Origin of the sequence: Xanthomonas sp. NCPPB 1062 (genome assembly GCF_041481705.2) — a bacterium.
Taxonomy (GTDB): domain Bacteria; phylum Pseudomonadota; class Gammaproteobacteria; order Xanthomonadales; family Xanthomonadaceae; genus Xanthomonas; species Xanthomonas euvesicatoria.
The window spans coordinates 3,508,556-3,527,870 of sequence record NZ_CM192987.1; the positions used below are offsets into that span (position 1 = coordinate 3,508,556).

Below are 19,315 nucleotides of genomic sequence, written 5' to 3' on the forward strand. Positions count from 1 at the left end.
CGTCGTTGCGATCGCGCATCACTTTCATGGCACTCAATCCGCGCGACATGTCGATGTGGGCGCATCATTGCGCAAGCGCCTGCTTGGCCGCCCGCTCATGCACCGGGCCATCCTTTCCCGAATCACGCTGCACAGGCACGCTCCCACACGTGCCAGGTGGCTGATTGATTGCTGCATGGATCGATGCAAGGCAACGCCAGCTTCCGCGCCAATTACGTCGATGCGCTGAATCATCGATGCGGCGGAACCATGCGCCCGCTTCTGCGGCAAGCCATGCATTTCACGCGATCAAGCAGGCCGCTCGCTAGGCTAACGTCATCGCAGCGCTGTGCTGCGCAAGACTGTCAGGAGTTCCGCATGGGCGACAATTCGTTTTTATCTCCGGCCTTCATCATCCTGGTCATCGGTGTGATTGCCGTTGTGCTGTTTCTGGTCACGCGTGCCAAGAAAAAGCGCAACAAGAAATAATCGCTGCATGCGCTGCTGGCCGTGACTGAGCACGCTTGCACACAGCGCGACGTGATTCCAGCGGCTGCAGCCGCATACTCCGTGCTGCAGTCAGAACCGCTCACCTGCCGGCAGGTAGCGCCATTCACCGATCGCCAGCTTGCCCAGCGACACCCGGCCCACGCGCAGGCGGCGAATGCTCACGACCTCCAGGCCCACTTCGCCGCACATGTAGCGCAATTGGCCTGGCTGCACGTGCTTGATCGCAAACCGCAGGCGGTCTTCGTTTTGCCAGCTCACCTTGCAGGGCGACAGACTGCGCTGCTGATAGACCAAGCCATGCGCCAGCCGCGCCATGCCGTAAGGGCGCAATTCACCGCGCACTTCGACCAGAAATTCCTGCTCGATCGCGCTGGCGTCAGCGCTCAACCGGCGCAGCACGCGGCCATCCTGGCTCAGGATCAGCAGGCCGCTTGCGGCGTCTTCCAGCGGCAGCGGTGCGTGCAAGCGTAGGAAGTGCCGTTTCAGCACACGTACTTCCGCCTGATCCAGTGCGCTGCGCGTTGCCGGCGTGGCCAGCGCCAGCGCGGCATCGACGCAGATGCCTGCCGGCTTGTGCAGCAACAAGGTGGCGGGCTCGGCAGGCGCCAGTACCGCATTTTCGGCCAGGGTAACCTGCGCCGCGGTAGCCAGCGTCTGCGGTTCTTCGACCACCACGCCGTCCACGCTGACCCACCCACCCTCGATGTACTGCTGGGCCTCGCCACGCGAGCAGCCGAACGCGGCAGCTACACATTTATCGAGACGGATCGGATCGGACATCGGACGAGCTCAGCATCAGGGGACGGCAGTGTACGTGCTGGCTGCTCGCCCGCGTGAGTCGTTGCACGGCAGCGATGGAGCGTTGCCCAATGCATTGGACGGTGCGCCTGCGCAAGTTGCGCATTGCCCGCCACCAACGCAACGGCAAACGCCGTGTGCACGCAGGCACCGGCAAACGCTTCTGCACCGCACGACAACGTGGGAAACTCGAAGCTCACACAGGAGATCGCAGATGTTTATCCAGTTCGGCACCGCCCGGGTCCGCCTCAACCATATCTCTGTCATCAGCGACCCATTCAATGCTGGCGAAAGCTTCGGGTCGTATTGCCACTCGGTTCGGGTCGGGCTGATCTCCGGCGAAGAAGTCTTTGCGCGCTTCAACAGCGAGAGTGGCGCCAAGCAACTGCACGCAGACGTGGTCGCTGCGCTGGAAGCCTGAGCAAAGAGTGATCGCCATCGCGTCGCGCCGCTGCGCACGCGATGGCTCACGCTGCAGCACGCGGTGCTTACTGGCATGCATGCTGCGGCGCGGCAATCCGCTCGGCGTACGGCGTGGCACACCTCCAATGAGGTGGCTCGCACGACCTATCCGCTCACGGGCTCGCGGCAGATCGTTGCCCAGCGTTCGATGCAGCACTGGCCCTGCATGCAATCCGGTGGCCGGTCATACGCGTCTGTTAGTCAGCGCACATGTCGGCAAGACGTCGGAAAATCGCTGCATTCCTGGCACGCTTCGATCCGGCCAGACACATCTGAATTCGCGCCCTGGGGCGCCCGTGTCAGGACGCGGGAAACTGCTGTCAGGAAACTTCCGATCTGTAATGAATCAGCGGTAAGTATTTTCGATCGACGGTCTTTAGCTCCCTCAAATCCGGCCGCTAGCTGGGCAAGACGCTTGAGTCGATGCACCCCGCATCCACCGAGCTGCTCAGCTGTACTACCTGGAAGCGGTCATGAATGACTTTCTGCAACGCCTCAATGTCGGCCGTCGCCTCGGAATGGCCTTCGGCATTTTGATTCTGCTGTCGGGCCTGCTGGTGGCGACCGGCCTGATCACCATGTCCAATGCGCGTTATGAGCTGGACACCATCGTCAACAACAACATGGAAAGGATCCGGCTGTCCTCCGAAATGCTCGACGCCAATACCAACGTGGCGATTGGCTTGCGCGACGTGGTGATGGTGTCCGGCGATGCGGCCAACCGGCGCGCACTGGACATCATCGAAAAGAGTCGTGCGCGCTACAAGCAAGCCCACGATGCCTTGGCTGCGATGCCAAGTAGCGAACTCGAGAAAAGCGCGCTCGCACTGGTGCAGGAAAAGCGCGACATCTCGGTCAAGTTCAACAACCAGATTCTCGACTACGGCATGCGCGACCAGAATCAGCAAGCGCAGGCCTTGTTGCAAGGTGCTGCCGCTGCGGCGATGGACGAGCAACAAGCCGCAATTGCTGCAAATGCGGCCTTGGAGCGCCGCCTCAGCAAAGACGCATACGCGGCAGCGGTTGCATCGATGCACAACGGCAAGATCATCCTGGCCAGCGGCGGCATCGCTGCGCTGGTGATCAGTGCGCTGCTCGCATGGTTGATCACGCGCAGCCTCACCACGCCGTTGAGCCAGGCCACGCGCACTGCCGAAGCCATCGCCGCAGGCAATCTGCGCAACGATGTGCACACCACCGCAACGGATGAAACCGGTCGTCTGTTGCAGGCCATGGACAAGATGCAACTGCAGCTGCGCAACCTCATCGCGGCGCAGACCGACATGGCCAAGCATCACGACAACGGCCAGATCAGCTTCCGCATCGACGCAACCGTGTTTCCGGGCGACTACGGCCGCATGGCCAACGACACCAACGCGTTGGTGGCCTCGCATGTCGCCGTGCAAAACGATCTGGCGCGCATCATGGGGCGCTATGCCATCGGCGAACTCTCCGAAGACATGCAGCCCCTGCCGGGCGAAAAAGCCGCCTTCAGCAACACCATGTCGCAGGTCAAGCTCAACCTGTCGGCGATGAATCACCAAATCAGGCACCTGGCACAGGCGGCTGCCAATGGCGACTTCAGCGCCCGTGGCGATGTCGAACGCTTCCAGTTCGATTTCCGCATCATGGTGGAGAGCCTGAACCAATTGATGTCCACCGCGGACGGCAATCTGCAATCGCTGTCGGCACTGCTGCAGTCGATCGCAGCGGGCGACCTCACCGCACGCATGAGCGGCGACTTCCGCGGCGTGTTCGCACAGATGCGCGATGACGCCAACGCAACGGCGAGCCAGCTGGCGCAGATCGTCGGCAACATCCAGCAATCGGCCGTGTCGATCAACGCGGCTGCCAGCGAGATCGCCGCGGGCAATCATGATCTGTCCCAGCGGACCGAGCAGCAGGCGGCCAACCTGGAAGAGACCGCCGCTTCGATGGAAGAGCTGACCTCCACCGTCAAGCAGAATGCCGAGAGTGCGCGCCAGGCCAATCAACTGGCGATCGGCGCCGCACGCGTGGCCTCGGAGGGGGGCAATGTGGTCGGCAAGGTCGTGGACACGATGAGTGGTATCGAAGCCTCGTCCAAGAAGATCGCCGACATCATCTCCGTCATCGACGGCATTGCCTTCCAGACCAACATCCTGGCGCTGAACGCCGCGGTGGAAGCTGCCCGGGCAGGCGAGCAGGGCCGTGGTTTTGCGGTTGTCGCCTCGGAAGTGCGCACGCTGGCGCAACGCTCCTCCGGCGCAGCCAAGGAGATCAAGGACCTGATCGACGATTCCGTCCAACGCGTGGCCGAAGGCTCGGCACTGGTGCACAGCGCCGGCAAGACCATGGGCGAGGTTGTGGCCAGCGTCCAGCGCGTCACCGACATCATGGGCGAAATTTCGGCGGCCTCGCAGGAGCAATCTGCCGGCATCGAACAGGTCAATCACACCATCACGCACATGGACGAAACCACCCAACAGAACGCCGCGCTGGTGGAAGAAGCCACTGCCGCGGCGCGCTCCATGGAAGAACAAGCCGTGCACCTCACCGACGCGGTCGCCATCTTCAAGATCGATGCACGGCACGCACGCCGCGTAGACACCCGCGCTACCGCACCGGTCGCGCATCTGTTGGACAAGGTACGCCACGCCTGAGTGGCATGGCCCGCTGGCTGCCCTGCAGAGGCGCAGCTGGCCTGAGCGCACCGAAGCGGTTGCCGGCGGCAATCGCAACACGCCACTCACCTCGTCCCAAGCGCCCTGAGAGGCGCGCCTGGATGTTGCAACGGCGCCGTCCACATCCCAGGGACACCATCCACGGCAATGCCGCCTGTTCGCTGCCGATGAAACGGCCCAAACACAGCGAAATGGCGCGCAATCGCAGCATCAGCGGCGATCCGGTGGCCCTGGCCTGGCGGTGTACGGCAACAGATCACGATGGATCGGGATACCCAGCTCCGATGTGTCGCAAGTCATGCGCAATGACTGCATCACACCGTCCAGCCAGAGCGATCAGCGCAGCGCCGCGTGCTCGGGTAGCAGCAACAGCACACACAGCAGCAGCATGAAGACCGCGATCAGTCCATCCAGTCTCCGCCACGCACGCGGATGCCGGAACACCAGCTGCAACAAGCGGGCCCCATAGCCCAGGCCAGAGAACCAGCTCACGCTGGCGATACACGCACCCAGTGCAAATGCCCAGCGCAACGCGCCGGGGTAATGCGTGGCCAGGCTGCCGAGCAAGAGCATCGTATCGAGATAGACGTGCGGGTTGAGGAAGGTAAACCCCAGGCAGGTGAGCATGGCGCGTTGCCAGCGGTCTTCGCCGTGTTCTGCCGGCGACATTGCGCCATCTCCGCGCCAGGCCCGGCAGGCGGCCATCCACCCATACACCGCCAGGAATGCGGCGCCTGCGTAGCGCAACAGCTGCAGCAGGCCCGCGTATTGCTGCGCCAACGCGCCGATTCCAGCAACGCCGAGCAGGATCAGCGCGATATCGCCAAGTGCACAGATCGCCACCACCAGTCCCACGTGCTGGCGCTTGATCCCTTGCCGCAGCACGAACGCATTCTGCGCGCCGATCGCGACGATGAGACCGGCACCGGCAAGAAAACCGGCCACTGTTGCTTGAACGATCATGGTGGTGTCTCCGAGGCAGGCGTGCATCGTGTGCCCTTCCATCGGATTAGGAAAACTAAATAATCTGTATGCTGATTAGCAATTCTAATGCAGGTGAACGCATGGATCTTCTGCATCCGCAATTGGCGGCCTTCGCAGCAGTGCTGGACGAAGGCAGCTTCGACGCCGCCGCGCAGCGTCTTGCACTGACGCCCTCGGCGATCTCGCAACGCATCAAGGCGCTCGAAGACCGACTCGGGCAGGTACTGGTCATGCGCACGGCGCCTTGCCGGCCCACGCCGGCCGGCGAACGGCTGCTGCGCCGGCTCAAGCCCATGCAGGTCCTCGAAGCCGAAGCGATCGCCGACTTGCTGCCTGGCGATGGCATCGCCGGGCATCCACGTACCCTCGCCATCGCGGTCAATGACGACTCGTTGCAGACCTGGTTCCTGCAGGCGCTGTCTTCGCTGTACCAGGCGCACGGCTTCTTGTTCGATGTGCAGATGGACGACCAGGACCACACCCTGGAGTTGCTGCGCGCTGGCAGCGTGCTGGGCGCAGTCACCTCCGAGCGCGCGCCACTGCAGGGTTGCAATGTCCAGGCGTTGGGCGTGATGCGTTACCACGCGATCGCATCGGCGGCGTTCGTCGCTGCGCATTTCCAGGGTGGCTTCACTGCCGACGCGCTGGGAAAGGCGCCGATGCTGGTGTTCAATCGCAAGGACACCTTGCAGGCGCGTTTCGTCAGGCGGGTCACGCGTAGCCGGCTGAGCCCGCCCACGCATTACCTGCCCACCTCCACCGGTTTTGTCGAAGCCGCTGCACGCGGGCTGGGCTGGTGCCTGGCGCCCGAAGCGATGGTGCTGCCTGCGGTGCGCAACAAGCAGGTCGTCATCGTCGACCCCACCCGCTGGCTCGATGTTCCGCTGTACTGGCAGTACGCCGCTGTGCGCTCGAACGTGTTGCAGCAACTCAACCAGGCACTGCGCGAGGCCGCTGCCACCAGCTTGCGTGGCAGCAGATAGACACCACGGCCATCGTTCTCACCGCCTGCCCGTCGCCGGGCTGCCATGCATCTGCATACGCTGCGAATTCCGGCACCCATCGCCACATTGGCTACACCTGCCACGCTAGCCGGGTAATCGCTGCGCAGGCACGCCCAAGTGCCGATTCCAGTCACTGTCCGCACCGGTTGAATGCCGCGGTGCCATGCACGTCCGAGTATTGCGGCAGTCGGCGATATCGAACTTCTCCCCGCCCCCATGTCGTTCAACTGCAACAAGACCCGCGCTGATCACTCGGCGCTGCGCTGCTGCAACAGCGATAGCGCATGTTTTAGATCACGGAAATGGAAGGGTTTCTGCAGGCCGTGCCGGTGCCGGTACTTTTCGGGAATCCCGCCCTGCGCATAGCCGGTCACGAAGATATACGGAACACCGCGCGCATCCAGTTCTTCCGCAATGGGAAACGACAAGGTGCCGCCAAGATTGATGTCCAGCAGTGCCAGGTCGAGGTTGCCTGCCTGCACCGCTTGCAACGCGGCGTCCACGTCGGCCACGGTTGCCACCACCTCGTAGCCCAGTTCCGCCAGGCAATCCTCCAAGAGCATCGCCACCAACGATTCGTCTTCGACCAGGAGCACGCGCATGGTCATGGCCGTGCCTCGGCATGCTCGGGCGGCAACGGGATGGAAACGCGGAAGCGCACGCCAGCCGGATCGAAGGACAGCTCAACGTCGCCCTTGAGGTCGTGCTTCAAGCCACGCTCCAGAAGACGCGTGCCGAACCCCTTGCGCGTGGGTGGCTGCACGGGCGGCCCCCCGGTTTCCCGCCAGATCAATTCAAGCAGTTCCTGCTCGCCACGCGTGCTGCGCTCCCACGAAACCAGCACATTGCCAGCTGGCAAGGATAAGGCGCCGTGCTTGAGCGCGTTGGTGCACAGCTCATGCAGCGCCATCGACAGCGCCAATGCCCGCCGCGGATCAAGCCGACAGGAATCACCCTGCAACGTGAAGCGCTGGCTGTCGTGCGACTCATACAGCGCGGCAGCGTCGCGGGTCAGTTCCAGGATGTCGGCGCTGACCCAGTTTTCGCGCGTCAGGGTGTCGTGTGCCCGCGACAGCGCCAGCAAGCGCGCGTCGAGCTTTTCCTGTGCGTCGGCCAGGCCACCGGCGTTGGTGAACGACTGCCGCGCCAACGATTGCACCATCACCAACGAGTTCTTGACCCGGTGGTTGAGCTCGTTGATCAACAGCTGCAGATGCTGCTCATGCTGCTTGTGTTCGGTGATGTCGCGCGTGGCGCCGGCGATCGCCTCGACTTTGCCGTCGGGTCCGAACACCGGGGTAAAAATGTAGTCGTAGATGCGCAGGCCCTTGGTCGTATGCGGGAATGGCACTTCGCCGCGCACCGGCTGGCCTGTTGCGATCACCTGTTCGATCTCTTCATCGTGCATGGCCGCGACGCCCCCCCGATTTTGAGTAGCACCTCAGTTTGGAGTCCAATTCCCTAACTCGAGGAGATTGGACGTGAAGAAGCGTTTTTCTGAAGAACAGATCATCGGCTTCCTGCGCGAAGCTGATGCCGGTGTGGCGATCAAGGACCTGTGCCGGCGGCATGGCTTCAGCGAGGCTTCCTATTATCTGTGGCGCAGCAAGTTCGGCGGGATGAGCGTGCCCGATGCCAAGCGGCTCAAGGACCTTGAGTCCGAGAACGCGCGGCTGAAGAAGTTGCTGGCCGAGCAGCTGTTCGAGAACGACCTGATCAAGGATGCACTGCGAAAAAAGTGGTGAGCGCACCGGCGCGTCGCATGCTGGTGCGCGAGTGGATCGGGCGTGGTGCCAGCGAGCGTCGTGCGTTGGCAGTGATCGGCATGAGCGCCAGTGCGCTGCGATATTGCCCGCGCGAAGATCGCAACGTCGAACTGCGCGAACGCATCTGTGCGTTGGCGCATCGCCATCGCCGTTATGGTGTGGGGATGATCTATCTCAAATTACGACAGGAAGGACGCATCGTGAACTACAAGCGTGTGGAGCGGTTGTACCGCGAGCAGCAGCTGCAGGTCCGGCGCCGCAAGCGCAAAAAGGTGCTGATAGGAGAGCGTCAGCCGCTGCTGCGGCCATCGCAGGCCAATCAGGTGTGGTCGATGGATTTCGTGTTCGACCGCAGCGCCGAAGGCCGAGTGATCAAGTGTCTGGTGATCGTGGACGATGCAACCCACGAAGCGATCGCCATCGAGGTGGAGCGCGCAATCTCGGGCCATGGCGTGACACGCGTGCTGGATCGGCTGGCGCACAGTCGCGGCTTGCCACAGGTGATCCGCACAGATAACGGCAAGGAGTTTTGCGGCAAAGCGATGGTGGCCTGGGCACATGCGCGTGGCGTGCAGTTACGGCTGATCCAGCCTGGCAAGCCAAACCAGAACGCCTACGTCGAATCGTTCAATGGCCGGCTGCGCGACGAATGCCTCAACGAGCACTGGTTCCCAACCCTGCTGCATGCGCGTACCGAGATCGAACGCTGGCGACGCGAATACAACGAGGAGCGACCCAAGAAGGCCATTGGCGGCATGACGCCATCTGCGTATGCCCAACAGCTGGCCAACACCGATATCATCAACCCCGGACTCTAAACCCGGCCGCTACTCAGAGCGGGGGGACGTCGACCGCATGCCAGGGCTCGTAGCCCAGTTCCAGGCAGGTTTTGCCGCAGGCGTCTTCCCAGCGCATGCCCCACATCGTCAACAACGCCTGATTGGCGTAGACGAAGCGATGCTGGATATCGAACACATACAAAAGATCCGGTGTTGCCTGTAGCAGGGCCTCGTAAATGCGCGATTTCGCTGCGTCTTCCTGATGCTCGGCCATTGCGTCATGGTTCCAAAATTGAAGCGAACGATAAATGGACTTACGTGAACGCCTGATCATGCGTATTTGACGTCAAATCCAGCTCAACAAAAACGCGCGCCGTCGCCAGACAAAGCGGTTGCAATCGACCAACGCCGCAAGCGCATTCCACTGTTTCGTGCCTGCACCGGCCAATCCCGCGCCAACCGAAGCCGATCGAAGACCGGTTCCCGGTCGCCCTGCGCCATCGTCCCTGATAGCCTTCGGGCTTATTCCGCAGTGATCGCCGATTCGCCATGAAAAAAGCCGTTGTTCTGTTGTCCGGTGGCATGGATTCCGCCGCCGTCATCGCACTCGCGCAGGAGCAGGGCTTTGCCGTCTACGCGCTGAGCGTGCGCTATGGCCAACGCCATACGTCCGAACTGGACGCCGCAGCGCGCGTCGCTGCCGCGCAGGGCGTCGTTGCGCACAAGGTGGTCGACGTGGACCTGCGCAGCATCGGCGGCTCGGCATTGACCGACGACATCGACGTCCCCGACGCTGGCGGCGACGGCATCCCCGTCACCTACGTGCCCGCGCGCAACACCATCATGCTGTCGCTGGCGCTCGGTTGGGCCGAGGTCGTCGGCGCCAACGACCTGTTCTGTGGCGTCAATGCGGTGGACTACTCCGGCTACCCCGATTGCCGTCCCGAGTTCGTGCGCGCTTTCGAGGTGCTGGCCAACTTGGCCACCAAGGCAGGCGTGGAAGGTGCAGGGCTGCGCGTGCACGCACCGCTGCAGTTCCTCAGCAAGGCCGACATCGTCCGTGAAGGCGTGCGCCTGGGTGTGGACTTCGGCCTCACCGTCTCCTGCTACCGCGCCGATGCCGATGGACGCGCCTGCGGCCACTGCGACGCCTGCCGCCTGCGCGCGGCCGGCTTCGCCGATGCCGGCGTTCCCGACCCCACGCACTACGCCATTTTGTCTTGACGCCCGCGTAGGGTAGAATGCGCACCCCGACGCAATGTCGGGGTCAGTGGGCCGTTAGCTCAGTCGGTAGAGCAGAAGACTTTTAATCTTTTGGTCGATGGTTCGAATCCATCACGGCCCACCATCTCCAGCAAGGCTTTCAGCGAACTTCATCGCTCCGCAGAAGGCATCGGCTCGGCAATTGCGCAGTATTCGCGCGCCCGTACGAGCGCGCGGACACCGGTGCGCCGTTACGCTAACGCATCACCGCATAGCGGCTACAGGTCTTTGCCACGTTGCGGGATCGCCGGCTACCTGAGCAAATCAAAACACCGTCCGGACTTTTTGCCAGCGCAAGGCAGTCGCCTGATGCACTGCGCTACGCGCCTGATCCTCACCGCCCAGGCTCGTCGTTCCACAGCAGCTTGTGCAGCTGCATCTGGAAGCGCACCGGCAAGCGGTCTGCCACGATCCAGTCAGCCAGTTGCCGTGGGCTCACCTCGCTTTTGCTGGGCGAAAACCACACCGTGCAGCGGCGATCCAGTGCATGCGCGGCGACGATCTCGCGCGACCATTCGTAGTCGGCGCGGCTGCAGATCACGAACTTGATCTGGTCGCGCGCGGTCAGCAGCGGCAGGTTTTCCCAGCGATTGCGTGCCTCCTCGCCGGATGCGGGCGTCTTGATGTCGACCACGCGCGAGACGCGCGGATCAACGGCAGACACGTCCAGCGCACCGGAGGTCTCCAACGAGACGTCGTAACCGGCGTCGCAGAGCTTCTCCAGCAGAACCAGGCAACGCTTCTGCGCCAACGGCTCGCCGCCGGTCACGCAGACATGGCGCACGCCATGACTGGCGACTTCGGCGACGATTGCGTCAATGTCATGCCACTGCCCGCCATGGAACGCGTACGCGGTGTCGCAGTACAGGCAGCGCAACGGGCAGCCGGTCAGGCGGACGAATACCGTGGGCCAGCCAGCCGCTTCGGCCTCGCCTTGCAGGGACAAAAAGATTTCGGTGATCTTCAACCGCGGCAATGGCGACTGGACGATCTCGCTGGGGACGGCGGCGGCATTCATGGGCAAAGTATGCGCCGTGCCGGCAGGCACGAACGCGAGGCTCAGCGCAGTTGCTGGCCGAGACGGATGGACTGCAGGCGCTCCTGCGCAACGCGTGCCGCGTCGGAGCCGGGGTACTGCGAAGCAACCTGCTGCAAGGTCTGCTGGGCCTCGTTGTTCTTGCCTTCGCCGTACTGCGACAGGCCAAGCTTCAACAAGCCGCCGGCGGCCTTGTCATGCGTGGGATAGCGGCTGACGAGATCACGGAACTGCGCCTCGGCAAGCTGGAAATTACGGGTGGCGTAATAGCTCTCGCCCAGCCAATACAAGGCATTGGGGGTATACACGCCGTTGGGATAGAGCTCCAGAAAGCTCAGGAACAGCTGCGACGCATCGTCGTACTTGCCGTTCTTCAATGCATCGAAGGCCACGTTGTAGGCCGTACGTTCGTCGTTGCTGACGGCCAGGGTGCCTGGGTCGCCATGGACGGTTGGCGGCTTCTCGGAAGTTGCCGCCGCTGCGGGCCGCGCGGCAGGTGCCGGGGCCGGGGTCACGCTGCCGGTCGCTGGGGGCAATGGCGGTGTTGCGCCACCTGCGCCTTCCAACCGGTTCAAGCGTCCATCCAGGTCCAGATATTGGTCCTTGGACTGCTGCTTGAGTTGCTCATTGTCGTGCTGCAGCTGTTCGACGGTCGACCGCAATGCCTGCAGGTCCGAACGCGCCTGCTGCAGCTGATTGAGGAGATCGTTGTTGGCCTGACTATTGGCCTGCTGCTGCTCGAGCACGGCCACACGATCAGCGAGACTGGCTCGCTGGGCGTATGCCGGCGCGGCGACCACGAGGGCCGCCGCGACGAACAGGGATGTCACTCGAAAGCGCATCGCTTCTTACTGAGCCGTGTACACGATTTCGACGCGGCGGTTCTGCGACCAGCAGGACTCGTTCGACTCGGTGCAGACCGGACGCTCTTCGCCGTAGCTGACGACGGTCAGCTGGCTGGCCGAGCCGCCGGCAGCCTGCAGCGAGGACGACACGGCATTGCCGCGACGCTCGCCCAGACCCATGTTGTACTCACGCGAACCACGCTCGTCCGCATTGCCCTGCAGGGTGATGCGCGAGGAAGGACGGTCACGCAGGTACTTGGCGTGGCAAGCCATGATGGCCTGGAATTCCGGCTTCAGGGAGTCCTGATCCAGATCGAAGTAAACAACGCGCTGACGCAGGCAGGCATCGGTATCCAGGTCGCCCGGGCCGTACAGGCCAGAGGTGGACGGGCCGGTGGGAACCGAGGAACCAGCGGTGGTATCGGTCGCAGGAGGCGGAGTTTCCTTCACCTTCTTCGAGCAACCAGCCAGCACAGCAACGGACAGCAGGGAGACAAGCAAGACGCGGGTGGACTTGTTCATGGGGTACCTATGGAGGCTCTGGGCCAATGAGTGGTTTAACGCAGCGAAATATTAACATTAATGCGCGGTTCGGTAAGGCCCCCATGCGGGTTCTCTCACATCGCCGTCGGCCAGCACCAGGCGCTGGCGGACCCGAGCGTCGGAGGAGACCGCGTACAGCACGCCACGGCCGCCTTCGCGTGCGGCGTACAACACCATACTGGCGTTAGGCGCAAAGCTCGGCGATTCGTCCAGCGACCCCGGCGACAGCGTGCTCCAGCTGGGCGAACCCAGGCTGCGGTCCATCATCGCGATGCGGTAGGTGTTGCCGCTGCCCTGAGCCACGGCAATCTTCTTGCCGTCGAACGACACGCTGGCGGTGGCGTTGTAGTTGCCCTGGAAGGTCACGCGGTTGGCGCTGCCGCCGCTGGCTGCCACCTGGTAGATCTGCGGACGACCACCGCGATCGGAGGTGAAGTAGATGCTGCCGCCATCCGGCGCCCAGGTCGGCTCGGTGTCGATGCCGAAGTGGTTGGTGAGCTGGGTGAGCTGCTTGCTCCCCAGGTCCATCACGTAAATTTCCGGGTTACCGCTGCGCGACAGCGCCAGCGCCAGGCGACGTCCGTCCGGCGAGAACGACGGCGCGCCGTTGATGCCACGGAAGCTGGACACCAGTTCGCGTGCACCGGTGGCGATGTCCTGCAGGTAGATCGACGAGTTGCCGCGCTCGAAGCTCACATATGCCAGCTTCTTGCCGTCCGGGCTCCAGTTGGGCGACAGCAGCGGCTCGGCCGAACGCACGATGGTCTGCGGGTTGTAGCCGTCCGAGTCGGCCACCATCAGCGCATAACGCATGGCGCCGCCCTTGCCGCTGGCGGTCACATAGGCAATGCGGGTCCAGAAGGCACCGCGCACGCCTGTGATTTTCTCGTATATGGCATCAGCCATCTGGTGCGAAACATCGCGCATTGCATTGGCACGCGCCGTCATCGCCAGGCCCAGCATGCGCTCGCCCTTGGCCACGTCGAACAACTCGTATTCGACCCGGTATGCGCCTTCGCCGGCGTCCATGACGCGGCCGACCACGATGTAGTTCTGCTTGAGGGTGCGCCAGGTCTGGAACTGCACCTCGGTGCCACGGGTCGGCTTTTCGACGATCTGCGCGGCCGGCAACGTGCGGAACTGCCCGGAACGATCCAGGTCGGCGCCGACCACGGCGGACACGTCGGTCTGCGGCGCGGTGCCCGAGCCCTGATACGGCATCGGAATGACGGCGATCGGCGTGGCAGACGCGCTACCGCCGACGATATCGATGGTGAGACCTTGCTGCTGCGCGAGTGCGCTCAGCGGCAACAACAGGGCGGTCAAGGCGGCTAGCCAACGCAGCGGTTTTTTCATGGACGGCTCGGATCGGGCAGGAAAAGTGTGCAAGGGATAGCAATCAACGAGTGAACATACTCGCAATCGTGAATGAGTTGACGTGAAAACGGAGCGAGCGATGGTGTAACGACATGGACAGCCCCATGGGCGATCACGCGGGGTGGCACCAGGCTGCGGCGCCAGTGGCCGCCGCAGCCCGACAACGATTACTGATCCTGCGCAGTGAACACAAAGGTCAGGTTGCGCTGGAACACCGACTCGAACCCGCGGTAAGGCAATGGCTGGGCGCTCAACACGGCCGCTTCGATCGAACGCTGGCCAGCCTCGTCGTAGGGGCAGCCCGGCGCCACCTTGGCCTCCATCACGCTGCCGCCCGGCAACTGGCGGATGTTGATGGTGCATTTCTGGCCTGGCGGCACCGACGGCGGACGCACCCACTGCGCCAACACTTTCTGCTGAATCGCCGCGGCGTATTTGGCCGACAGGTCGGTACTGGTACCGCCCTGCCCTGCGGTCGGCTGCGCGCTGGTCGCCGCGGCCGCGGAGGCCTGCTGCGCACGTGCGGCGGCGACCTGGCGCAACTTCTGTTCGGCCAGCGCCATCTCCTTATCGGCTTGCGCGCGCTGACGACGGATGTCGGCGATCTTCTTCTGGCGTTCGGCTTCTTCCGCCGCCTGCTGTGCGGCCGCCTGTTTCTTCTTGGCGTCGGCCTCTTCCTGCTGCTTGGCAAGGCGCAATTTCTGCTCGGCCTCTTCCTGGCGTTTCCGCTCGGTCAGGTCGATCTGCTCCTGGCGACGCTTGGCTTCCTGTTCCTGCTTGGCCTTTTCGGCGGAAATGGCCAGTGCATCCACGCGCTCCTGGTCGACCTTGTCGGGCTGGGCTATGCGCTCCTGTGCCTGCGCCTGCTGCGGCGTAGGCGCATCCTGCGGGCGCGGCTCGGGGATCGGCTGTGGCGGTGGCACGCTGTCTTCCGGCGCGGGTTCGGGCAACGGCGCAGGCGGGGGCGGCGTCTCGACCGGCGTGGCCTTCAATGCCTGGCGCGCAACCCGCGCCTCGGCAGCCGACACGTCCAGCGAGGCCTCCATGCTGGGGTCGCCGGCCGCGGGCTCCACCGAGCGTTCGGGCGACCACAGCCAGCCGGCGATAAACACCAGCGCGACCAGGACGTGCACGACCAATGCCAGGACGACCGGTCGAAACCAGCCGTCATCGCGCGCCGTCTGCGTGGGGAGTGCGTCAGCGTGCATCGCTGCCTGCGGTGCCGCCGGAGTCGGAAATCAGGCCCACTTTCTCGACCTTGGCCTGCTTGAGCACGTCGATGGCATCCATGATCTTCTGGTACGGCGCGGCGCGATCGCCGGCCACCACCACACGTGCGTCCTTGTCCTGCGCCACGATGGCAGCCAGCTGTGCCTGCAGCGCAGCCACGTCCATCGCCTGCGGCTTGCCCTTGGGCAGCTGCAGCGCCAATTTGCCATCGGCAGCGACCACCACCACGACCGGGTCCTGCTTGCTTTCCAGCGCCTTGGCGCGCGAGCTGGGCAGGCTGACGTCGGTACTCAGGGTCAGCAACGGTGCGGTGACCATGAAGATGATCAGCAGCACCAGCATCACGTCGATATACGGCACGACGTTGATGTCGGATTTGAGCTTGCGCTTCTTACGACGGGAAATACCGGAGATCATCGCGAAACGTTCCTAATTAGTCCTCGGCGCCGGCTGGCAGTGCGCTTGCACGGTGCCCCGAAAAGGGACACCTGCACGTGGCACTGCGCACCGACGCGACTGGCCCTGCCGGACACTTCCCGCGTCACGCCATGCGGGGGCATGCCGGCAGCGCGCATCACTCGTCCGCGCCGGCCTGGCGCTGCAGGATGGAGCTGAACTCGTCGGCGAAGGTCTCATAGCGCACCGACAGCCGTTCCACGCGGGTGGTGAAGCGGTTGTAGGCCCACACGGCCGGAATCGCCACGAACAGACCGATGGCGGTGGCGAACAACGCTTCGGAGATACCCGGCGCCACCGCGGCGATACCGGCCTGCTCGCCGCTGCTGACCATGTCGTGCATGGTCACCATGATGCCGAACACGGTGCCGACCAGGCCGACGTACGGCGCAGTGGAGCCGATGTTGGCCAGCAGTTCGAGGTTGCGCTCGAGCTGGTCGACTTCGCGCGTGAACGCGGTGCGCATGGCACGCTGCGCGCCTTCCAGCTGCAAGCGCGCATCCAGACGGCGGCGGTCGCGTAGACGCGAGAACTCGCGGAAGCCGCTTTCGAACATCGATTCCAGACCGCCCACGGTGCGGTTGCGGTCGGTGGCCGAGGCGTACAGCTTGGCCAGGTCCGCACCGGACCAGAAACGGTTCTCGAACTCGTCGGCCTCGCGATTGGCCAGCTTGAACGCACGCGCCTTGCGGAAAATGATCACCCAGCTGATGAACGAGCCGATCAGCAGCAGCAGCACGATGATCTTGACCGGGATACTGGCGCGCAGGATCAGGTCTACATAGTTGATGCTGCTGTTGTGCGCCACGCTGGCGGTCTGCGCCGCAGCAGCGGCGACGTCCTGCGGCAGTGCTTCCACTACCGTGTCCTGCAGGGCCAGGAGCAATGCAATCGACATCCGTTCGTTCCTCAGTAATCGGATTCTGGGGTTTCTAGAGCTTTCAACACGTCATACAGCGCATCGTCCATGCCACGCGGACGGAAGTCGCTGGTACCGAGCGCGGCAATACGCACCTCGGCGGTCAGCAGCACTTCGCCTTCGCGACGGACCGATTGCGCGAACAGCAGGCTGGCCCGTCTGCATCGCAGCAATACCGCCGACACTGACAGCGCGTCGTCGAGCCGGGCCGGCTTGAGGAAATCCAGTTGCATCGCGCGGACCGCAAACACCAGGTCGTGCTCCTGGCGCATACGCTCCTGCCCGTAGCCGAGCGCACGCATCCACTCCGTGCGCGCGCGTTCCATGAAGGCCACGTAGCGCGCGTGGTAGACCACCCCGCCGGCGTCGGTATCTTCCCAGTAGACGCGTGTCGGCCAACTGAATACCGGCAGGGATTGGGGATTGGAGAATGGGGATTCGATGGTCATGGGCACGGAATTTCGGTCGTGACGACCCAGGTTGGCGACCAGCAGAGCGTCGTCAAAACAGGTCTCCCGGTTCGCCGATGCCCGGGGTGCGCTCGCGCGGCACCTTCAGGCCCAGATGCAGATAGGCCTTGGGCGTGACCATGCGGCCGCGCGCCGTGCGGATCAGAAAGCCCTGCTGGATCAGGTACGGCTCGATGACGTCTTCCAGCGTGCCGCGCTCCTCCGACAGCGAGGCGGCCAGCGATTCCACGCCGACCGGGCCGCCATCGAAGTGTTCTACGATGGTGCGCAACATGCGACGGTCGAGCTCGTCAAAGCCTTCCGGATCCACTTTCAGCATCTGCATGGCCGCCTGCGCCACCGGCAGATCGATATGCCCGGCCGCCTTGACCTGGGCGTAGTCGCGCACGCGACGCAGCAGCCGGTTGGCGATACGCGGGGTGCCGCGCGCGCGGCGTGCGATTTCCGCCGCGCCTTCGGGCGTGCAGTCGATGCCCAGAATGGCCGCCGAGCGAATCACGATGCGGGTCAATTCCTGCGGGGAATAGAATTCCAGCCGCTGCACGATGCCGAAGCGGTCGCGCAAGGGCGCGGTGAGCAGGCCGGCACGGGTGGTGGCACCGATCAGGGTGAACGGCGGCAGGTCGATCTTGATCGAGCGCGCGGCCGGGCCGTCGCCGATCATGATGTCGATCTGGAAATCTTCCATCGCCGGATACAGCACTTCTTCCACCACCGGCGAGAGACGATGGATTTCGTCGATGAACAGCACATCGTGCGGCTGCAGGTTGGTGAGCAACGCCGCCAGATCGCCGGCCTTTTCGATCACCGGGCCAGAGGTCACGCGCAGGCTCACGCCCAGCTCGTTGGCGATGACGTGACTCAGCGTGGTCTTGCCGAGCCCGGGCGGGCCGAAGATCAGCACATGATCCATCGCCTCGCCACGCGCCTTGGCCGCCTGGATGTAGATCTCCATCTGCTCGCGCACCGGCTGCTGACCGAGATAATCGGCCAGGCGCTTGGGACGAATGCTCGCATCGGCGGCGTCGTCTTCGCGGGTGGAGCTGCTGGCGATGATGCGCTGCTCAGTCATCCGGCCATCTTCTCATGCCGCGCGCGGATGGCCCAACATCTAGACATCAAGCTCGGCCTGGCGCAGCACTGCGAAGAAGGCATCGAAGCGCGCGGCGCGCCAGGTCGGCACCAGCCCTTCCCAGTTCTCGAAATAGACGACCTCCGGCTCGCATTGCGGGCCGCGCGCGCGGTAGTCCAGGCACAGCAGGCTATCGACGTTATGGCAAGACAGCACCAGCACCTGATCCAGGCCGGCGTGCAGGCAGGCCGCAGCGCGGAAGTCACTCCGGTCTTCGAAGGCGTCGGCAAAATCCAGCACGCTGCGGATCTGCGCCAGCGGCGATAGATCGCGATCAACCAGCACGCATTCCCAATCCACGTAGTGATCGGACGGAAAACGGGTACGCGGCACCCAGCACCAGCCGGTATCGCCCCCGTCCTGGACACTGTAGAGACGCTTGAACAATGCCGGCAGGCGCACGCCCAGGCGTGCTTCGGCCTCAGCGAAGGCATCGGCGTCCGCTGCGGCTCCGCCGTCGTTCCGCCCATCGGCGCCGCTCCAGAACGTGGTCAATGCCGGCGGCTGCGGCTGCCACTGCACCACATCTGCGTCGTGTTTGGCCTGCAACGCGGGGGACCAATAGTGGACATCGACCAACTGCGCCAGCAGGTCCTCCACGTTGGCGAACACCGCCAACCGGCGCTTGTCGCCTGCATCGACGTAGACCAGTGTGGGCTCGGCACCGAATGCGGAGTAGTCCAGGCACAGCGCCCGGCTCGGCGAACGGTCATCGGCCGCGATGACGATCAGATGGCGATCATCGCCACCGGCAGCAAGCCCGGCAAACGCGTCGTCGCGGTACTCCTCGCGGGCACGCACTTGCGCAAAGGAAAACAGCTCCGCACTGCCGAGCAGGCGCGCGCGCGGGAACAGCCATTCGGCCTTGAGCCAGTTGTCCGGCTCCTCCAGGGACTGACCACGCGCCATCTGCACCGCGCCGCCGTCGTAGCGTGCGTACAACTCACGCAGCCAGGCCGGCAGGCGGACACCGAGCCGCGCTTGCGCCGCCGCGATCGCGGCCTCGGTGGCCGGCACGCGCCCGAGGTTGAGTGCGTCATCCCAGAAGGTGTCCAGGCTCGGTGAGCGCCCGTAGACCATCCACTTGAGCGCGGCCACG

At 64.0% G+C, this 19,315-nt stretch carries 18 protein-coding genes, 1 tRNA gene and 2 pseudogenes; 6 read left to right on the forward strand and 15 right to left on the reverse strand.

Going from position 1 to position 19,315, the window contains the following annotated elements; translation table 11 throughout:
* Nucleotides 1-558 precede the first annotated feature (558 nt).
* Nucleotides 559-1,269 carry an rRNA pseudouridine synthase gene (locus tag ACCQ16_RS15200; RefSeq protein ID WP_218490241.1) on the reverse strand — a complete coding sequence of 237 codons (711 nt, stop codon included), beginning with the start codon at nucleotides 1,267-1,269 and terminating at the stop codon, nucleotides 559-561.
* A 232-nt stretch (nucleotides 1,270-1,501) separates the two neighbouring features.
* On the opposite strand from ACCQ16_RS15200, the gene ACCQ16_RS15205 reads away from it, so the two are divergent.
* Together ACCQ16_RS15205 and ACCQ16_RS15210 are read left to right on the forward strand one after the other, a co-directional pair.
* Entirely contained in the window at nucleotides 1,502-1,708 is a 207-nt protein-coding gene (locus ACCQ16_RS15205; protein WP_008578051.1) for a hypothetical protein, read from the forward strand.
* A 514-nt stretch (nucleotides 1,709-2,222) separates the two neighbouring features.
* A complete protein-coding gene (locus ACCQ16_RS15210) occupies nucleotides 2,223-4,391 on the forward strand; it encodes a methyl-accepting chemotaxis protein (protein ID WP_277572565.1) in 2,169 nt (722 codons plus the stop codon).
* A gap of 357 nt (nucleotides 4,392-4,748) precedes the next feature.
* Here the strand turns inward: ACCQ16_RS15210 and ACCQ16_RS15215 are convergent, their stop codons facing one another.
* A complete protein-coding gene (locus ACCQ16_RS15215; protein ID WP_372380002.1) occupies nucleotides 4,749-5,375 on the reverse strand; it encodes a LysE/ArgO family amino acid transporter in 627 nt (208 codons plus the stop codon).
* Nucleotides 5,376-5,476: 101 nt separating this feature from the next.
* Here ACCQ16_RS15215 and ACCQ16_RS15220 point away from each other — a divergent pair, with 101 nt between their 5' ends.
* Nucleotides 5,477-6,379, forward strand: coding sequence for a LysR family transcriptional regulator ArgP (locus ACCQ16_RS15220; RefSeq protein WP_277572563.1), 903 nt, complete (start codon nucleotides 5,477-5,479; stop codon nucleotides 6,377-6,379).
* A gap of 269 nt (nucleotides 6,380-6,648) precedes the next feature.
* On the opposite strand, the gene ACCQ16_RS15225 is transcribed toward ACCQ16_RS15220, so the two are convergent.
* Together ACCQ16_RS15225 and ACCQ16_RS15230 are read right to left on the reverse strand one after the other, a co-directional pair.
* Complete coding sequence (locus ACCQ16_RS15225) at nucleotides 6,649-7,008, reverse strand: response regulator (RefSeq protein WP_008578055.1); 360 nt, start codon at nucleotides 7,006-7,008, stop codon at nucleotides 6,649-6,651.
* Nucleotides 7,005-7,814: pseudogene (locus ACCQ16_RS15230) on the reverse strand (sensor histidine kinase); the annotation flags it as partial. The gene ACCQ16_RS15225 and the pseudogene ACCQ16_RS15230, both read right to left, overlap by 4 nt.
* A gap of 67 nt (nucleotides 7,815-7,881) precedes the next feature.
* On the opposite strand from ACCQ16_RS15230, the gene ACCQ16_RS15235 reads away from it, so the two are divergent.
* Nucleotides 7,882-8,984, forward strand: a protein-coding gene (locus tag ACCQ16_RS15235; protein ID WP_094030629.1) for an IS3 family transposase whose coding sequence is annotated in 2 segments (ribosomal slippage) — nucleotides 7,882-8,140 and nucleotides 8,140-8,984 — 1,104 coding nt in all. Because the reading frame shifts where the segments join, the coding sequence is not laid out codon by codon here.
* A 34-nt stretch (nucleotides 8,985-9,018) separates the two neighbouring features.
* Here ACCQ16_RS15235 and ACCQ16_RS15240 read toward each other — a convergent pair.
* Nucleotides 9,019-9,219: pseudogene (locus tag ACCQ16_RS15240) on the reverse strand (PAS domain-containing protein); the annotation flags it as partial.
* A gap of 275 nt (nucleotides 9,220-9,494) precedes the next feature.
* Between ACCQ16_RS15240 and queC the strand changes: the two are divergent.
* Together queC and ACCQ16_RS15250 are read left to right on the forward strand one after the other, a co-directional pair.
* The gene (gene queC, locus ACCQ16_RS15245) at nucleotides 9,495-10,169 is read left to right on the forward strand and encodes a 7-cyano-7-deazaguanine synthase QueC (RefSeq protein WP_008578058.1); all 675 of its coding nucleotides are present in this window, start codon (nucleotides 9,495-9,497) and stop codon (nucleotides 10,167-10,169) included.
* Nucleotides 10,170-10,217: 48 nt separating this feature from the next.
* Nucleotides 10,218-10,293, forward strand: a tRNA-Lys gene (locus ACCQ16_RS15250).
* Between the two features lie 249 nt (nucleotides 10,294-10,542).
* Here ACCQ16_RS15250 and queE read toward each other — a convergent pair.
* From queE to ACCQ16_RS15300, 10 genes are all read right to left on the reverse strand, one after another.
* The gene (queE, locus tag ACCQ16_RS15255) at nucleotides 10,543-11,226 is read right to left on the reverse strand and encodes a 7-carboxy-7-deazaguanine synthase QueE (protein ID WP_008578060.1); all 684 of its coding nucleotides are present in this window, start codon (nucleotides 11,224-11,226) and stop codon (nucleotides 10,543-10,545) included.
* 41 nt (nucleotides 11,227-11,267) lie between these two features.
* Nucleotides 11,268-12,086: a tol-pal system protein YbgF gene (gene ybgF, locus ACCQ16_RS15260; protein ID WP_007971751.1), complete on the reverse strand. Its 819-nt coding sequence runs from the start codon at nucleotides 12,084-12,086 to the stop codon at nucleotides 11,268-11,270.
* Between the two features lie 6 nt (nucleotides 12,087-12,092).
* Entirely contained in the window at nucleotides 12,093-12,611 is a 519-nt protein-coding gene (pal, locus tag ACCQ16_RS15265; protein WP_003482562.1) for a peptidoglycan-associated lipoprotein Pal, read from the reverse strand.
* Between the two features lie 57 nt (nucleotides 12,612-12,668).
* The gene (gene tolB / locus ACCQ16_RS15270) at nucleotides 12,669-13,988 is read right to left on the reverse strand and encodes a Tol-Pal system beta propeller repeat protein TolB (RefSeq protein WP_003482565.1); all 1,320 of its coding nucleotides are present in this window, start codon (nucleotides 13,986-13,988) and stop codon (nucleotides 12,669-12,671) included.
* Between the two features lie 188 nt (nucleotides 13,989-14,176).
* Nucleotides 14,177-15,217, reverse strand: coding sequence for a cell envelope integrity protein TolA (tolA, locus tag ACCQ16_RS15275; protein WP_008578062.1), 1,041 nt, complete (start codon nucleotides 15,215-15,217; stop codon nucleotides 14,177-14,179).
* Nucleotides 15,207-15,656, reverse strand: a complete 450-nt coding sequence (tolR, locus tag ACCQ16_RS15280; protein ID WP_005913652.1) for a protein TolR — start codon at nucleotides 15,654-15,656, stop codon at nucleotides 15,207-15,209. Before tolR ends, tolA begins: the two co-directional genes overlap by 11 nt.
* 157 nt (nucleotides 15,657-15,813) lie before the next feature.
* Entirely contained in the window at nucleotides 15,814-16,593 is a 780-nt protein-coding gene (tolQ, locus tag ACCQ16_RS15285; protein WP_065628483.1) for a protein TolQ, read from the reverse strand.
* 11 nt (nucleotides 16,594-16,604) lie between these two features.
* Nucleotides 16,605-17,063 carry a tol-pal system-associated acyl-CoA thioesterase gene (ybgC, locus tag ACCQ16_RS15290; protein WP_008578064.1) on the reverse strand — a complete coding sequence of 153 codons (459 nt, stop codon included), beginning with the start codon at nucleotides 17,061-17,063 and terminating at the stop codon, nucleotides 16,605-16,607.
* A 52-nt stretch (nucleotides 17,064-17,115) separates the two neighbouring features.
* Nucleotides 17,116-18,156 (reverse strand): Holliday junction branch migration DNA helicase RuvB, encoded by a 1,041-nt coding sequence (gene ruvB / locus ACCQ16_RS15295; RefSeq protein WP_031423772.1) that lies wholly within the window; start codon nucleotides 18,154-18,156, stop codon nucleotides 17,116-17,118.
* Nucleotides 18,157-18,195: 39 nt separating this feature from the next.
* The gene (locus ACCQ16_RS15300) at nucleotides 18,196-19,314 is read right to left on the reverse strand and encodes an SMI1/KNR4 family protein (protein WP_011348274.1); all 1,119 of its coding nucleotides are present in this window, start codon (nucleotides 19,312-19,314) and stop codon (nucleotides 18,196-18,198) included.
* Between the last annotated feature and the right edge of the window lies 1 nt (nucleotide 19,315).

What these genes read in the sequence shown, in the direction of transcription:
- ACCQ16_RS15200 (WP_218490241.1), bottom strand. Translation starts at nt 1,269, where the DNA reads ATGTCCGATCCGATCCGTCTCGATAAATGTGTAGCTGCCGCGTTCGGC.
- ACCQ16_RS15205 (WP_008578051.1), top strand. Translation starts at nt 1,502, where the DNA reads ATGTTTATCCAGTTCGGCACCGCCCGGGTCCGCCTCAACCATATCTCT.
- ACCQ16_RS15210 (WP_277572565.1), top strand. Translation starts at nt 2,223, where the DNA reads ATGAATGACTTTCTGCAACGCCTCAATGTCGGCCGTCGCCTCGGAATG.
- ACCQ16_RS15215 (WP_372380002.1), bottom strand. Translation starts at nt 5,375, where the DNA reads ATGATCGTTCAAGCAACAGTGGCCGGTTTTCTTGCCGGTGCCGGTCTC.
- ACCQ16_RS15220 (WP_277572563.1), top strand. Translation starts at nt 5,477, where the DNA reads ATGGATCTTCTGCATCCGCAATTGGCGGCCTTCGCAGCAGTGCTGGAC.
- ACCQ16_RS15225 (WP_008578055.1), bottom strand. Translation starts at nt 7,008, where the DNA reads ATGACCATGCGCGTGCTCCTGGTCGAAGACGAATCGTTGGTGGCGATG.
- queC (WP_008578058.1), top strand. Translation starts at nt 9,495, where the DNA reads ATGAAAAAAGCCGTTGTTCTGTTGTCCGGTGGCATGGATTCCGCCGCC.
- queE (WP_008578060.1), bottom strand. Translation starts at nt 11,226, where the DNA reads ATGAATGCCGCCGCCGTCCCCAGCGAGATCGTCCAGTCGCCATTGCCG.
- ybgF (WP_007971751.1), bottom strand. Translation starts at nt 12,086, where the DNA reads ATGCGCTTTCGAGTGACATCCCTGTTCGTCGCGGCGGCCCTCGTGGTC.
- pal (WP_003482562.1), bottom strand. Translation starts at nt 12,611, where the DNA reads ATGAACAAGTCCACCCGCGTCTTGCTTGTCTCCCTGCTGTCCGTTGCT.
- tolB (WP_003482565.1), bottom strand. Translation starts at nt 13,988, where the DNA reads ATGAAAAAACCGCTGCGTTGGCTAGCCGCCTTGACCGCCCTGTTGTTG.
- tolA (WP_008578062.1), bottom strand. Translation starts at nt 15,217, where the DNA reads ATGCACGCTGACGCACTCCCCACGCAGACGGCGCGCGATGACGGCTGG.
- tolR (WP_005913652.1), bottom strand. Translation starts at nt 15,656, where the DNA reads ATGATCTCCGGTATTTCCCGTCGTAAGAAGCGCAAGCTCAAATCCGAC.
- tolQ (WP_065628483.1), bottom strand. Translation starts at nt 16,593, where the DNA reads ATGTCGATTGCATTGCTCCTGGCCCTGCAGGACACGGTAGTGGAAGCA.
- ybgC (WP_008578064.1), bottom strand. Translation starts at nt 17,063, where the DNA reads ATGACCATCGAATCCCCATTCTCCAATCCCCAATCCCTGCCGGTATTC.
- ruvB (WP_031423772.1), bottom strand. Translation starts at nt 18,156, where the DNA reads ATGACTGAGCAGCGCATCATCGCCAGCAGCTCCACCCGCGAAGACGAC.